Raw genomic sequence first — 14,800 nt, 5'->3', positions numbered from 1 at the left:
GAATGAAGAAGGACGCCGCCGTCGCCAAAAAACCGGTCACGCTCATCGCCGTCGTGACGGCGTTATGCTTGCTCGGCGATTCGATGCTGTATGTCGTGCTGCCGATTTTTTGGCGGGAGGCCGGACTGACCGCGTTATGGCAAGTCGGCGTGCTGCTGTCGGTCAACCGGTTCGTCCGGCTGCCGCTCAACCCGCTGATCGGCTGGCTGTACAACCGGATGCCGCTGCGCGCCGGCCTGATCGCCGCCGTCTTCCTCGGCGCGCTGACGACGGCCGGCTACGGCTTGTGCCGGGGATTTGCGGCGTGGCTCGTGCTTCGCGCCGTCTGGGGCGTCGCCTGGTCGCTTTTGCGGATGGGCGGCTATTTGACGGTTATCGCGTACTCCGACGATTCGAATCGCGGGCATTGGATGGGCGCCTTCAACGGCATTTATCGCATCGGCAGCTTGGCCGGCATGCTGCTCGGCGGACTGCTCGTCCCCGTCCTCGGTTTGCCGCCGGTCGCGATCGCGTTCGGCGCCGTCGCGCTGGCGAGCTTGCCCGCGATCGCCGTCTTCATGCCGAAGGGCGACGCCGAACGCCGGCCGGCCGCGTCTGCGGCGAGCTTGGCGGCGCTGCGCGAAAACGCGTGGCACCGGTCGTCGGCCGTGCGGAAGGCGGTCGCGACGGGGCTTGCGATCGCCATGCTGCAGTCGGTCCCGACCGCGACGCTCAGCCTCGTCATCGAGGCGAATTACGCCGGCGGGCTCGTCCTGCTCGGCTACGCGCTCGGCGGCACGGCGCTCGCAGGCGTCCTGCAGGCGGTGCGCTGGACGTGCGAGCCGCTGCTCGCCGCCCGGTTCGGCCGGCTGTCCGACGGGCCGCGGGGGCGGCTACCGCTGTTCGCCGGCTCGCTCGTCGCAGCCGCCGTCGGCTTCGCGCTGATGCCGTGGCCGCTCCCGCCCGCCGCCTGGCTCGCCGCGGTGCTCGTCGTCATGGTGTCCGGCACCGCCGTCACGACGCTTATGGACGCGGTCGCCTCCGACGCCGCCCGCACGTCGTCCGTCGTCGCCGTCATGACCGCCTATTCGGTCGCGACCGACCTCGGCTCGGCGATCGGCCCCGCCGTCTCGTACGCGCTGGCCGGCTGGACCGGCGGCCTCGTATCGGCGTACGCCGGCTGCGCCGTCCTGTTCGCGGCGATCGCCGTCTGGTATCGTCCGCGACGCCGGGCGGGCGGCGATATCGATGCGCCGGGCGCCGCGGTGTAGCCGAGCCGGCCGCGTCAGGCGCATCGCGACTTGCCAAACCGTTTAAAGCCCGGCCCTTCGGCCGGGCTTTTTCCGTTTATCCGAAGACGTCACGCCGTTTGCGGCGATATCGGGGACTCCGAGCCGCAGGAAACTCCTTCCACCCGGCACGTTCTTATGCTAATATAGAAGAGAACGTATGTTCCCAATTTATCCGATAAGAGGTGCCGCCATGGAATACGGATCCGTCATCGACTTTTTGATCGAAGCCAAGAAAGCGACCTATGCGGGCAACGGGCCGCAGTCCGCTTCTTCCCGGCCGTCGTCCCGCGATTTGGAGTACGCGAAAGGAACGCTCCGCTACATCGACACGTACTTGGGCTCCGAGAAGTTCGCCGGGGAAGAAGCGCTGTGGGAGGACGGCAAGCCGTTCTGGGCGATGAACTACGTCGGGCGCGTCATCGCCGAAGGGTTCAGCGGCGACTTCCTGAAGGATGCGCTGAGCCGCGCCGCGCCCGACATGCCGTATCGCGGTCCCGGGCATTTTGCGGACGGCCCGTTTCGGTACCGGTGCGAGGTCGACGGAACGTTCGACTGGTTCAGCGGCCGCGAATTCATTTTCTTGGGCGAGACGAAAGTGTACGAATGCCTGTTTCACGGCGGCCTCATCCGATAACGCGAAAAGTCCCCTTCGGCGCATGGCGAGTGCCTCGGGGGACTTCTTCGTTCCCGGAATCGGTCGAACGTGACGGCTCCGGAAGCCGTCCGAGCCGCATTCGTCCGGACGATTCAAGGCTTATGCTGCTGCTGTTGCTGCACGGACGCTTCGATCCGCTGCATGAATTCCTCCGCCGCGCTGTAGCCCTGCAGCTTCAAATACCAGTTGTTCGCCGCCGCCTCGACGAGGCCCGCCACGTCGCGCCCCGGCTGGAGCGAAATTTGGATGTGCGGAATGTTGACGTCCATGTACGACGAAAATTTCGGCTCGACGTCCAGCTCGTTGTACAGCTCGTTCTCCTTCCACTGCGTCAGCTCGATGTCGAGCACGATGCGCGTCTCCTCCTGGAAGGCGCCTCGGCCGTAAATGCGCGCCACGTTGATGAGCCCGACGCTGCGCAGGGCGAGAAATTCTTTCGTCTTGCCGTCGTGCGTCCCGATGATCGTCTCGGGGTTGATCTTCTTCAGCACGACCGCGTCGTCCGCCACGAGCCGGTGGCCGCGCCGGATGAGCGTCAGCGCCGTCTCGCTCTTGCCCACGCCCGATTTGCCGCGCAGCAGGATGCCGATGCCCGCCACATTGACGCAGACGCCGTGCACCTGGATTTCCGGGGCGAGCATTTTCGTCAAGTACGAGTCCGCCAGCCCGATCCATTTGCTCGTCGAATCGGGGGTCCGGAGAAGCGGAATGCGCTCCCGCTCGCAGTGCGCGATCAAGTACCGCAGCCCTTCGATTTCCTGGTTCCACGTGACGACGAAGCAGGGCGGATGGTATTGGACGACGTGGCCGATCCGCGAATCCCGCTCCTCCTCGGATTGCTTGTGCAGGTACGTAATTTCTTTGCGGCCGAGCACTTGAACCCGCTGCTGCGGGAAAAAATCGAAATAGCCGACGAATTCGAGCCCCGGACGATGAACGCGCGATTTGGCGATCGGGCGGTGCAGCTCGGAATGGCCGGCCAATATTTCCAAATGGAACCGATTGACCAAGTCTTGAACGGTTATGAATTTCATGATGACGTTCGCACCTCGTTTCGAAAAAATAAACGTACTCCCATTATGGAGGGCGGCGCCCCGTTATGCAAGCGGTTTCCGTTGTCGCGGGCTTCGCCGTCTATGTATACGGCCGACCGGCATGACCGGTTTCGGAAGGATCGTTTGGCGCCGCCCCCTTCCCGTCAAAATCCGGAAGGAAAACGGTCGGGAATGCGCGAATGATAAGCGTACGATATCGAATACGATCGGAACGGGAGGGTACGGATATGAAATGGGCCGCCATCGCTTTGGATTTGGACGGCACGCTGCTCGATTCGGGCAAGCGAGTGTCGGAACGCAGCTTGAACGCTTTGCTCGCCTGCCGCGAGCGCGGCGTCCGCCTGATCGTCGCGACGGCGCGTCCGCCGCGAACCGTCGCGCGCTTTTTGCCCGAGACGCTGCTGCGCGAGTGCTCGTTCGCGTATTACAACGGCGCGCTCGCCGTATGCCGGGACGAGCCGGCGATTTCGTTCGCCGAACGCATTCCGGCGCCGCTGTCGGCCGAAGCGATCGACTTTTGCCTGCGGCGATGGCCGGATGCGCACCTGACGATGGAGGCGGACGACGAATGGTTCGCGCTCGGCGAAGCGGACTACGCGAGTGCGATGAACGTCGTCGACGGTCCGACGGTGATCCCGTTGGCGGAGATGAAGTCGCGGGACGCGACGAAGCTGCTGCTGTCCGGCTCGTTCGACGCCGCCGCGATTGCCGACCGGTTCCGGGGCCGGCTGAACGTCGTCGTAACGGACGGAGGCCGTCTCGTGCAGATCATGTCTCCGCGCGCTTCGAAGGAGGCGGCCGTCGCCAAGCTGTGCGCCAAGTACGGCTTCACGCTGGCGGACGTCGTCGCCTTCGGCGACGATTTCAACGACGCCGGGCTGCTCCGCGACTGCGGGCACGGCGTCGCGATGGGCAACGCCGAGGAGGAACTGAAGCGGCTCGCGGACGAGGTCGCCGAGCATCACGACCGCGACGGCGTGGCGCTCGTGCTGGAGCGGCTGCTGCGCGAAGACGGCGCGGGAACCGCGCTTGCTTGAGCCGCCATTGAACGGGCCGGACGGTCGGCACGGGACTGGCTACCTCGACGCCGTCGTCGCCGGCACGGATCCGAACGGCGCCCGCCGTTGACATGTCTGCGTACGTTGCGCTATACTAATTCAAAATTGAACAGTTCGATCATGCCGATGAAGAGCTTCCAACTCGGAGGCGTATGCGACCGGGATTTCCGCCTCGATCCGAAGCGGCCTCGTCCTCTAAGTATGCCGGGAACCGCCCCGTTACCGCGGAACCAAGCGGGCCGGGCGACCGGTCAAATTGGGTGGCACCGCGGGTGTAAAGCGCTCCTCGTCCCAAACGACGGGAGCGCTTTTTGCATTTTTGCGGAAAGGACGTGGATCGAACATGCTGGACATCCGATGGATCCGGGACAACCGGGAGCGATTGGAGGAGACGGTAGCCCATAGGGGGCTGGACGTCGCTGTCGCGGAATTGCTGGACGTCGACGACGAGCGGAGGGAAGCGCTGGCTTCGGTGGAACGGCTGCGCGGGGAGCGCAACCGGCTGTCGGAGCGGATTCCGCTTCTGCTGCGCGAAGGGCGCCGGGACGAGGCGGAGCGGACGAAGGTGGAGGCGAAGCGGGTCGGCGCCGAGCTGGCGGAGGCGGAGCCGAAGCTTGCGGCGCTTACGGCGCGATTCCGCGAGCTGATGCTGCTCGTGCCGAACGACGTATCGCCGGATACGCCGATCGGCGCGACGGATGCGGACAACGTCGAGCTGAAGCGGGTCGGCGAGCCGACGTCTTTCGCCTTCGAGCCGAAGGACCATGTCGAGCTCGGGGAAGCGCTCGGGCTGATCGATATCGCCCGAGGCGTCAAGACGGCCGGCAGCCGCAGCTACTATTTGCGCAACGAAGGGCTGCATCTGCACCGGGCCGTTCAGCAGCTGGCCGTCGATCTGCTGGCGAAGAAAGGGTTCGACGTCATGGACGTGCCGCTGCTCGTGCGGGAGGAGGCGCTGACGGCGGCCGCCTTTTTCCCCGGCGGGCGGGATCAGACGTACGAGCTTCCGGCGGACGGCAAATGGCTCGTCGGCACGTCGGAGGCGTCGCTCGTCTCGTATTACGCGGACGAAATCGTCGACGTGACGGAGCCGATCCGGCTCGCTGCGGTATCGAGCTGCTTCCGCCGCGAAATCGGCTCGGCCGGACGCGACGTGCGCGGGCTGTACCGCGTCCATCAATTCGCGAAGGTGGAGCAGGTCGTGCTGTGCCGGGGCGACGCGGACGAATCGGAGCGGATGCTGCAGGACATTACGCGCAACGCCGAGGAGCTGCTCGGCCTGCTCGAGCTGCCTTATCGGGTCGTCGCCGTTTGTACCGGCGACATGGGCACGAAAACGTACAAGCAATACGACATCGAGACGTGGATGCCGAGCCGCGGCGCTTACGGCGAGACGCACTCGTCGTCGAACCTGCACGACTTCCAAGCCCGCCGGGCGAACATCCGCTATCGGGACGGGGACGGCAAGCTGCGCTTCTGCCACACGCTGAACAATACGGCCGTCGCCTCGCCGCGCATCCTCATTCCGCTGCTCGAAGTCCATCAGCGGGAGGACGGCTCGATCCGCATCCCGCCCGCCCTGCGGCCGTATATGGGCGGGAAGGCGTCGATCGGCCCGTCCGACGGGACGGTCGGCGATTGACGGTTGACCGCCGGCGTCCGATGCGCGGATCGTAGAAGAGGCGTCGAAAGACAAAAAAGGCCGGGAGCGTCCGCTCCCCGGCCTTTTTTTCAGCGACGCAAGGGGCTGCCGCCCCGCCTTCAATCCGCCGTCAGTCGGGGACGCTCCACGTCGCCCGCGTGAACGCCAGCCGCATGCCGGCCTTCTCCATGTTCCGATGGCTTGGCGAGCCGAACGCCGCCTGCGCCGTAGCAAGCCGGCAGCCGTGCTCCGCCGCCGTGCGCAGCCGGAGCCGGATGAGCCCGGATTGCAGGCCGCGCCCGCGGTATTCCGGCAGCGTCGCGGCGAACGTCAGCGAGGCGATGCCGTCGTGCATCCGCATGACGCCGGCCGCTGCGGGCATTCCGTCGGTCAAGCCGAAGTACAGCTTCCAGCCGGGACGGCCGTGCAGCACTTCGTTGTTGCGGGCGATGGGGACCGCACCTTCGACGGGCATGCCGAAGCCGAGACAATGGATGCGGCCGTACGCCGCGAACTCGTCCCGGCCGATTTCGCGAAAGCCGATCCCGGCCGAAGTCGGCGTCTCCTTCCAGCGGCCGGCGGCGACCTCCAAGTCCGCGACCATCGTCGCGTGAAAGCCGGTCTGCATGAAGCCGTGCGCGGCCAGCGCCTTGGCCAGCGCCGCGTTCAGCTTGCCCGGCACGAGGTGCACCTCGAACTTGCGTCCGCGCTCCCGGTAAAACCGCGCGATGTCGTCGATCCGATCGGCGTCCTGCGGCCCCAGTCCCTTCACGAAATTGAACCCCGGCCACGGCATCGTCCGGCTGTATACGGCGGTCCCCCCGCCGAACGCGGCGATTTCGACGCCTTCCGGGTTGCCTTCCCGATCCCGGATCGCCATCATCCGGTCCACGAGCGCCTCGATTTCCGCCTCCTCGAGTCTGGCGGCCGTTTCCAAGCTCATGGGCGTCACGTCCTCTCCTCCTCCCCTACTCCGGACTGCTACCATACGCGGCGGCGAACGATTCCGCCAGCTCCGCCACGCGCTCCTTATGGGCGATGAGCGTATCGAGCTCCTCCGGCTCCATGCCGATCATCGTCGCGCCCGAAAACAACGCGAGGAAATGAACGTACCGGATCGGCCGCGGCAGCCCGACCGCCTTCGAAAACGACGCGATTTCGTACGCGAGCCGCTCCGGCGTCACCCGGATGTCCATGCCGGCGAAAACCGGGTCGACCGGTTCCGCTTCGCCCGCATCTTCATCCGCATCCGGCTCGGGCGTGTCGGCCGCCGCGAAGTAAGCGGCCGCCCGCCCCTCGATCCGATCGATATAGCGCTCCGACCGAACGCTGTCTTCCCAGTCGCGGTACTGCTCCGGCTCGTCGAAGCCGACGCCGAAGGTGCGCTCCTCGCCGTTCCACGCGGCGTACAGCTCCGACGCCAGCACCGCCTCCATCGTCCGTTCCGGCGACGCTCCTTCTCTCAGCATGCCTTTCGCGTATTCGATCAGCTGCTGGGCAAGCTCCCAGTCCGCCTGAAACTTCGCCTCGTCCTCTTCGGACGGCTCGCCGGCGACGTCGTCAGCCGCGATCCATTTGGCGTACAGCAGCCGGTCTTCGCCATCGATCAGCCTTCGCTCGTAGACGGTATAGCCCGCACTCTCGAACAGCTTCCGGCCTCTCGTCCGGCTTTCCGGCAGCTCCAGATGGACCATGAGGCAGCCGAGCGACGCCGCCCGCTCTTCGAGCTTGTCCAGCATCGCCCGACCGAGCCCCCTGCCCTCCCTATCCGGGGAGACGCAAAGCATCTCGATCTCGGCGGTATTCCCGGGCGTCCGGACGAAAGCGCCGACGGCGACGACCGCTCCGTCCTCTTCCCCGACCCAGCATTCGCCGCCTTCGGCGGAAGCGTCGACGTTCGCGACGGCCGGTCGTTCGTCCCGCGAACCGCCCCCCTCGCGGACGCCCGTTTCGCGCAGCGCCTTCTCCTCCAGTTGTCTCGTTTGCTCGTAATCTTCCTGCCGGTAAAGACGAAGTTCCATGCCTGTTCCTCCAAACGGACGCAGCCGAAGTTCGGACCGCCGCCGTCGGGTTTGGGCCGTCCGGCGGATCGATCCGCGAGTGTAAGTACGTTCCGGCGTTGTCGCCGCCGGGACGATGGTTCCATTCTCTCATTGTATACGATTCGGCCCGCCGACAAAACAACGCCCCCGGGCGGGGGCGTCGTTGCCGTTCTCTTCGTTACCCGGCGGCCGCAACCTCTTCGAGAAGCTCCCAGCCGCTCGCGGTCGGGCGAAACGCGAAGACGCGCAGCGTGCCGTCCGGCTTCTCGACGGCGACATGCAGCCTTCCGGGCACCGGGATGATATGATGAATCTCTCCCCCCGGTTCGAGAAGCTCCGTCTGCGGCGAGAGAACCGGGATGAGCGCTTCCTCGAGCCACATCCGTTCCTTGTACCATTGCGGGCATGGCGTCGGAGACGGATAGCCGCAAGTTGCCGCCCCGAGGGCGCCCGCCAAGCCGGCGGAATCGCCGGGCAGCCGGTGTCCCGCCCCGACCGCCGCGACGAAGCGCAGGTAGAGCTCGACGGTCCGAACGATCTCGTCATAGTCCAGCGACCCGTTCGCATACCGGATTTCGACCGTTCCGATGTCGAACCACGGTCTCGCGTTAATCCCGCACCGGTGCGACTGCGGCCGCCCCGGGTTGTGCATGGCCGACTCCGTCCTCTCGGCCGCGTACCGTCTCCTCATCTCCTCCGTCACCGGAGGGACGTACAGGAAGCGGTGCCCGCTCGTGCCCAGCAGCGAGCGCATGGCGTGCTGCGATGCCAAGGCGGCGTCGAGCAGCGGCTCCACGATCGGTTCGCCCCACGCCGCCAAATCGACGTGGACGTGCAGGCCGCAGCTCCAATTCGCCTTCGCTCCCCGGCGGACGAGCCGGTCCAGCATGACGCGGATTTGCTCCCGCTCTTCCCAGTACAGCGGCGGCGTCTTCAGCTCGCCGCCCGATTCCTTCCCCGTTTCGTCGATTTGCCGCTCTTCGGGCGACATCTCCCATCCCGGCAGCAGCTCCACCGATTCCGGGTTCGCTTCCACGAATTCGATTTCGACGCCGAATCGAATTAATTTCCAATCTACGCTTTTCGGCCACATATGATCCGTCCCTCTCTATGATTAAAATGCGCAAGCTCCTACGGCCGGCGAAGAGAGGGCGGGTCTCGGCATTAACGGGGCACTTTCTTCGGCATCATGCGCCAATCCCTCCTGTAAAGAAATGGTTAAGCCGATTATAGCCGACCCGCCCGCCTCTTTCAATGCGTTTCCCGGTATCCTCCGGATCCTTTGCCACAATTAAGAAAATCTTCATGTTTTCTTGAAAAACTATTAAGCCCGTTCCGGTATGATGGGACTAGTTTCGGAGCCGTCGGCGTACGGCTTCGGGTACCGGCCGGACGACCGAGGTCCGGCTTTACGATACGGAGGGGTTTTGTGCTAGCCGTCCAACAGCTTTCCCATTCGTTCCTGAACGGAACGGAACCGACCCAAGTGCTCGCCGGCATCGACTTCCGCGTCGAGCGCGGCGAGATGGTCGCCCTGCTCGGCAGCTCCGGCTCCGGCAAGTCGACGCTGCTCAACCTGATGGCCGGCCTGATGAAGCCGACCGAAGGGAGCATCCGCATCGACGGCCACCAGATCGAGCGGATGAGCGAGAACGCGCTCGCCGTCTTCCGGCGCACCCATATCGGCTTTATTTTTCAATCGTACGAACTGATCCCCCACCTGACGGTCCGCGAAAACGTCGAGCTGCCGCTCGTCTTCCAGGGCGTCAAGGCGAAGGCGCGCCGGGCGCGGGCGGGCGAGCTGCTCGACCGGGTCGGGCTGTCCGGCAAGACGGAGATGTTCCCGTCCCAGCTGTCCGGCGGCCAGCAGCAGCGCGTCAGCATCGCCCGGTCGCTCGTGACGGAGCCGGCGGTCGTCTTCGCCGACGAGCCGACGGGCAACCTCGACACGAAGACGGAAGCGGAAATTATCGACCTGCTGATCGAGCTGAACGAGACGCTCGGCATTACGTTCGTCATCGTCACGCACGAGCATGAGGTGGCGAGACGGACGAAGCGGATCATCCAGCTGCGCGACGGCAAGCTCGTCGAGCCCGATCCGGCGGCGGAGCCGGAGACGCGGCGCGGGGAAGGCGGAAGCCCATGAGATTGCGCGATTATCTCGTCCTCGGCTGGGACCAGCTGCGCCGCCGCAAAGTCGTGACGCTGCTGTGCGTCATGGGCATCGCCATCGGCTCCGCGTCGATCGTCGTGGCGCTTGCCTTCGGCGAGTCGGTGACGCATTACAGCGCGAAGCAGATGAGCTATTATTTGAAAACCGACGAAATTACCGTCATGAACGGCGGCGGATCGTCGGAAACGCCGAATGCGAACGGACCGGGCGAATACGACATCACGAAGCAAAAGCTGCAGCTCATCCGCTCGCTGCCGAACGTCAAGACGGCGGCCGCCTACGAGAACGTCGGCGACCTGGAGTTCGTGGCCGACGACTCGAAGATCGGCCGGATCGACGTGACCGCGACCGATCTCGGGACGCTGCCGGATTTCGGGATCGAGTTCCAGCAGGGCTCCCCGATCGATCAGGACAACGTCATCGTGCTCAGCTACACGGCGACGATCGGGCTGAGGGACCGTCAAACGTCCTTCAGCGAATCGGCGCGGCAGCAGCAAGCCCGGCAAGAGCTGGATATCATCGAAGGCCGGGAACGGGCGCAGATCGTGCCGTATCCGCTTTACCGCAAAATGATCCGGCTCGTCCGGACGGTTACGCTGGCGGACGGGACGACGAAAACGTTGGAGTTCCCGGTCCGGGTCGTCGCCATCGAGAAGCGGCCGGAGGGCATGAGCGACCGGTACCTTTACTTTTCGCAAAAAACGGCGTACATCTCGTCCGGGCTCGCCCGTCAAATCCGCGAGGCGACGGCCGCGGCCTCCGGCAATGCGTCGGCGCAAATAACCGTCGGAGACAAGTTCGACTCGGTCAAGGTGAAGGTCGCTCCGGTCGATGCGGTCGCGCAAACGGACAGCTTGATCCAGAAAATGAAGCTGCGCACGATGAACAACCTGAGCCGCCAAGAAAGCATGAGCCAGGAATTCGTCATCGTGCGGATCATTTTCGGCGGGGCGGGCTTGTTCATCCTGTTCGTCGCCTCGATCTCGATCATCGTCGCCATGACGATGTCGACGCATCAGCGGCGCCGGCAAATCGGCATCATGAAGGTGCTCGGGGCGAATTTGGGGCAAATCCGCAACATGTTCGTCGTCGAATCGGCGATGCTCGGGCTGCTCGGCGGTCTCGCCGGCATTTTGTTCGCCTATTGGGTCGTCTGGGCGATCAATATCGTGCTCATCCGATCGTCCGACTCGCCTTCCCCGGACAACGCCGAAATTTTGTTCATCAGCTATTGGATTTTGCCGCTCGGCCTGTTTTTCGCCATGCTGACCGGCGTGCTGTCCGGCATTTTCCCGGCGATCAAAGCTTCGAGAACGGACGCGCTCACCGCAATCAAACGGGAGGGATAAAGGAGATAAGAAGAGCGATGCGAAAAAAGAAAACGTGGCTGTACGTCGCCATAGCGGTCGTCTTGTTCGCCGTGAGCAGCGTCCTGTACTTGCAAAGCCACCCGGGGGCTCCCGCGCCGAACAAATCGTCCGCGGCCGGCAACAGCGCGATCAAGTTCAAGGCGGTCAAAGAAAACTTGGCGAATACGGTCGAAGTGAAAGGAAAATCGTCCTATATCAAGGAGACGATCGTGTACGCGCCGTTTTCCGCCGACGTGACCGCTTGGAGCGTGAACGACGGCGCGCAGGTGAAGCAGGGCGATCCGCTGTTCGTCCTCGACGGCAAGGAGCTGCGCGACCAAATCGCCGCACAGTCGGCCAACGTCCGCAAGCTGGAGCTCGAGGCGAAGCTGAAAGCCGCGGAGCAGGCTTCCCAAGTCAAGTCGGGCGAGACGATCGCCGCGAGCGAGTCCGAGGCGCTGCAGCGGTTCGCGCAAACCGCGTCGCGCGATGTCCAGAGCGAGCTCGACCGGCTGAACCGGTCGGTCGCCGCGACGGAGCTGGAGGCGAAACGTGAGAAGCTCGCGAAGGCGGAAGCGACGGCGCCCGAAAACGGCATTTTCCTGTTCGCCGGAACGCCGAAGCCGCAAAAGGTGAAGGAAGGCGACGCGGTCGGCAAAATCGTCGACGTCTCGAAGCTGCAAATGACGGCGTCCGTCGGCGAATACGACGTGTTCCGCATCCGTCCGGGGATGCCCGTTCAAGTAACGATCGACGCGCTGAAGCAGACGAAGCTGACGGGCGTCGTGGAGAAAGTGTCGAAATTTCCGAAGGCGGCCGCCAACGAGACGAGCGCGGCGCAGTTCGAAGTCGTCATTTCGATCGACGCGCACGAAAGCTTGATCGCGGGACTCGGCTTGACCGCCTCGATCGAGACGGACAACAAGAAGGACGTCCTGACGGTGCCGACGATCGCCGTCCAGCGCGACAAGGAAGGCTACTACGTCATGCTCGAAACGGCGCAGGGCGTCGAGAAGCGGCCGATCCGGGTCGGCCTCGAGACGGCGGACAAAACCGAGGTGCTCGAAGGGCTGCAGGAAGGCGATACGATCGTGCTGCAATAAAGCGATTCGCTTCGGGCGGAAACCTCCTCGGAGCCCGCGTTGAATATGGAACCGGGCACAAAAAGCCGCCCTATTACGGGAGCGGCTCTTTGCGCGTTTCGTCCGTTTAGGAAGCGTCGTTCCTCGCGACGTCCCCATTTCGAGCGGGAACGGCTGCGGGCCAGAAGGCGGCGCGACCGAGCACCGCCGTTATCGCCGGCACAAGAAACGGGCGGACGACGAACGTGTCGAGAAGGACGCCGATGGCGGTAATCAGACCGAATTGCAGCAGCACTTGAATCGGCAGCGTCGCCAGCACCGCGAACGTACCGGCCAGGATGAGCCCCGCCGACGTGATGACGCCGCCCGTCTCGCGCACGCCTTCCCGGATCGCCTGACGGAGCGGCATCTCCTTGCGCTTCTTCCATATGCTCGAAATCATGAAAATGTTGTAGTCCTCGCCCAACGCGACGAGGAACACGAAGGCGTACAGCGGAATCGCCCCCGCCACCGCGTCCGCTCCCATCGCGTAATGAAGCACGAGCCAGCCGAGGCCGAGCGCCGAGCCGTACGACAGGACGACGGTGGCGATCAGATAGAGCGTCGCCACGAACGAACGCAAGTATGCGAGCAGCAAAAGCGCGATCAAGCCGACGACAACAGGCATGATCACCTTCCCGTCGCGTTCTCCCGCCCGTTTCGCATCGTACTGCGAGGCGGTTTGGCCGCCGATCCAGACGCGTTCCTCCGCGTCCGCCACTCCCGCTTCCGCGAGCGCTTTCACCACGGCGCCGCGCACCTCGGGGATGTACGCCATCGCTTCGTTATCGTACGGGTTGACGTTCAGCTCCAGCTCGACCGAGACGATGCTCGGATTCAGCTTCCCTTGCTGCGCCTCGCCGACGCGATCGGCGAACGGAAGCCGCTCCAGCGCCGAGCGCAGGTCGACCGGCTTGCCGCCCGTATCCGCCATGACCCGGACCGGAGCGAGGCTGCCGGGCGAGAACGATTCCCCGATCAAGGCGAACCCTTCGCGGGACGGCATCGTCTCCGGGAACGACGACAGCAGATCGTACGTAAACTTGACGTTCGGCACGAACGAAGCCGCGCCGCCCAGCAGCGCCACCGTGACGACGATGACCGCCCACGGGCGCCGGACGACCAGATCGGCGAACCGGGCGCCTGCGGTACGCCGGTTTGGCGGCTCCGGCGCCGGAACCCCCTTCCTCGCGGCCCGCTCGCGAATCATGTCCGGCGTCCGCGGCACGAACGGATAAAACGAGGCGCGGCCGAGAATGGCGAGCAGCGCGGGGACGAGCGTCAAGCTGGCGATCGCCATGACGAGTATCGCCAAGCTGAACGGCACGGCGAACCGCCGGACCGCGCCGTACTCGGCCAGCAGCAGCGCGGCCAGCGACAGGACGACGGTGAAGCCGCTCATCGCGATCGCCCCGGACGATCCGGTGAGCGCCTGCTTGAGCGCGGTCCGTTTGTCCGTCTCGACGGTCAGCAGCTGGCGGAAGCGGGCGACGAGAAACAGGCCGTAATCGGTGCCCGCCCCGAACAGAAGGACGGTCATGATCGAGATCGCTTGGCCGTCCACCTCGATCCACCCCGCCTTCGCCAGGAAGCCGAGCATCGGCCCCGTTACGCCGTAAGCGAATCCGACGCCGACGAGCGGAATGACGGCGAGTATGGGCGACCGGTAGATGGCTAGCAGCAGGACGAGCACGAGCAGGACGGTGGCGATGAGCAGCGAGACGTCGGCGTTTTGGAACAGGCCGACCGCGTCCGTCTGGATGCCGGCCGGGCCGGTCACCCGCGCGACGAGTCGGTCGGACGACAGCTTCTCCGCGAACGGATCGAGGCCGGCGTTCGCCGCAGCCGCTTCTTGCCGCAGCGCGGCGAAATTGTCTTTGAGCCGATCGGTATCGGTGCCGCTCTCGAATACGAGCGGCATGACGAGCGTCTGCTTGTCGCCCGACAGCTGCGCCTGCAGGGCGGGAAGCGGCATCCGATGATACGGCGGCACGGCGATCTGCCCCGGCAGCGGCTTCTCGCTGTACGTCTCCGCCAGCTTCCGGACGACCGACAGGTCGCCTTCGTTCAGACCGGACTCGCGATGCCAGACGACGAGCGCCGGTACGCCTTCCGCGCTCGGGAATTCCCGCTTCGCCAATTCGTCGGCCCGAACCGACGGGAACGTCGCCGGCAAATTGGCGGCATTGTTGTTTTCCTGCGATTGCACGGACGGCCATAGGACGTTCAGGGCGGCGGCCAACGCGATCCAGACGAGCAGCGTCATCCACCTGCCGCGCGGCCCCGTCACGCTCCGGCCGTACGCCTCCAGCCATTTGCTCACTTCGAACACCTCCACGGGCAGCTTTCCGCATTCCCGGCACGTTCTCGACAAGCGCCCGGGATTTCGATACAGTGATGATATAAAATAATTATATATACCGGTCGGTTAATA

The 14,800-nt window shown here is 64.8% G+C and carries 12 protein-coding genes; 7 read left to right on the top strand and 5 right to left on the bottom strand.

Annotated features, from left to right (window positions below; genetic code table 11):
- The first annotated feature begins 2 nt into the window (after positions 1-2).
- Complete coding sequence (locus DLM86_RS05380) at positions 3-1,250, top strand: MFS transporter (protein ID WP_110838939.1); 1,248 nt, start codon at positions 3-5, stop codon at positions 1,248-1,250.
- Positions 1,251-1,461: 211 nt separating this feature from the next.
- Entirely contained in the window at positions 1,462-1,905 is a 444-nt protein-coding gene (locus DLM86_RS05375) for a DUF5680 domain-containing protein (RefSeq protein ID WP_110838938.1), read from the top strand.
- Positions 1,906-2,018: 113 nt separating this feature from the next.
- On the opposite strand, the gene hprK is transcribed toward DLM86_RS05375, so the two are convergent.
- On the bottom strand, positions 2,019-2,960 hold the full coding sequence (gene hprK / locus DLM86_RS05370; RefSeq protein WP_110838937.1) for an HPr(Ser) kinase/phosphatase: 942 nt from the start codon (positions 2,958-2,960) through the stop codon (positions 2,019-2,021).
- Positions 2,961-3,208: 248 nt separating this feature from the next.
- Between hprK and DLM86_RS05365 the strand changes: the two genes are divergently transcribed.
- Both DLM86_RS05365 and serS read left to right on the top strand, forming a co-directional pair.
- On the top strand, positions 3,209-4,018 hold the full coding sequence (locus tag DLM86_RS05365) for a Cof-type HAD-IIB family hydrolase (RefSeq protein ID WP_158289339.1): 810 nt from the start codon (positions 3,209-3,211) through the stop codon (positions 4,016-4,018).
- 364 nt (positions 4,019-4,382) lie between these two features.
- Positions 4,383-5,681, top strand: a complete 1,299-nt coding sequence (serS, locus tag DLM86_RS05360; RefSeq protein ID WP_110838935.1) for a serine--tRNA ligase — start codon at positions 4,383-4,385, stop codon at positions 5,679-5,681.
- 130 nt (positions 5,682-5,811) lie between these two features.
- Here serS and DLM86_RS05355 read toward each other — a convergent pair whose 3' ends face one another.
- The 3 genes from DLM86_RS05355 to DLM86_RS05345 all read right to left on the bottom strand — a co-directional run bounded on the left by DLM86_RS05355 (position 5,812) and on the right by DLM86_RS05345 (position 8,816).
- Positions 5,812-6,624 (bottom strand): GNAT family N-acetyltransferase, encoded by an 813-nt coding sequence (locus DLM86_RS05355; protein WP_110838934.1) that lies wholly within the window; start codon positions 6,622-6,624, stop codon positions 5,812-5,814.
- A gap of 25 nt (positions 6,625-6,649) precedes the next feature.
- Complete coding sequence (locus tag DLM86_RS05350; protein ID WP_110838933.1) at positions 6,650-7,702, bottom strand: GNAT family N-acetyltransferase; 1,053 nt, start codon at positions 7,700-7,702, stop codon at positions 6,650-6,652.
- A 199-nt stretch (positions 7,703-7,901) separates the two neighbouring features.
- Positions 7,902-8,816, bottom strand: coding sequence for an amidoligase family protein (locus tag DLM86_RS05345; RefSeq protein ID WP_110838932.1), 915 nt, complete (start codon positions 8,814-8,816; stop codon positions 7,902-7,904).
- Positions 8,817-9,152: 336 nt separating this feature from the next.
- On the opposite strand from DLM86_RS05345, the gene DLM86_RS05340 reads away from it, so the two are divergent.
- Genes DLM86_RS05340 through DLM86_RS05330 form a run of 3 tightly spaced genes read left to right on the top strand, consistent with a single transcriptional unit; the run spans position 9,153 to position 12,348 of the window.
- Positions 9,153-9,869, top strand: coding sequence for an ABC transporter ATP-binding protein (locus DLM86_RS05340; RefSeq protein ID WP_110838931.1), 717 nt, complete (start codon positions 9,153-9,155; stop codon positions 9,867-9,869).
- Entirely contained in the window at positions 9,866-11,245 is a 1,380-nt protein-coding gene (locus DLM86_RS05335; protein ID WP_110838930.1) for an ABC transporter permease, read from the top strand. The genes DLM86_RS05340 and DLM86_RS05335 overlap by 4 nt, the downstream gene beginning before the upstream one ends.
- Positions 11,246-11,262: 17 nt before the next feature.
- Complete coding sequence (locus DLM86_RS05330; protein ID WP_110838929.1) at positions 11,263-12,348, top strand: efflux RND transporter periplasmic adaptor subunit; 1,086 nt, start codon at positions 11,263-11,265, stop codon at positions 12,346-12,348.
- A gap of 106 nt (positions 12,349-12,454) precedes the next feature.
- Here DLM86_RS05330 and DLM86_RS05325 read toward each other — a convergent pair whose 3' ends face one another.
- Positions 12,455-14,632, bottom strand: coding sequence for an MMPL family transporter (locus DLM86_RS05325; protein ID WP_110839191.1), 2,178 nt, complete (start codon positions 14,630-14,632; stop codon positions 12,455-12,457).
- Positions 14,633-14,800 lie beyond the last annotated feature (168 nt).

It is taken from the genome of Paenibacillus flagellatus, from assembly GCF_003217775.1.
Classification (GTDB): Bacteria; Bacillota; Bacilli; order Paenibacillales; family NBRC-103111; genus Paenibacillus_AB; species Paenibacillus_AB flagellatus.
The sequence above is the reverse complement of the archived record's forward strand: the minus strand, read 5'-3'. Positions and strand labels throughout refer to the sequence as shown.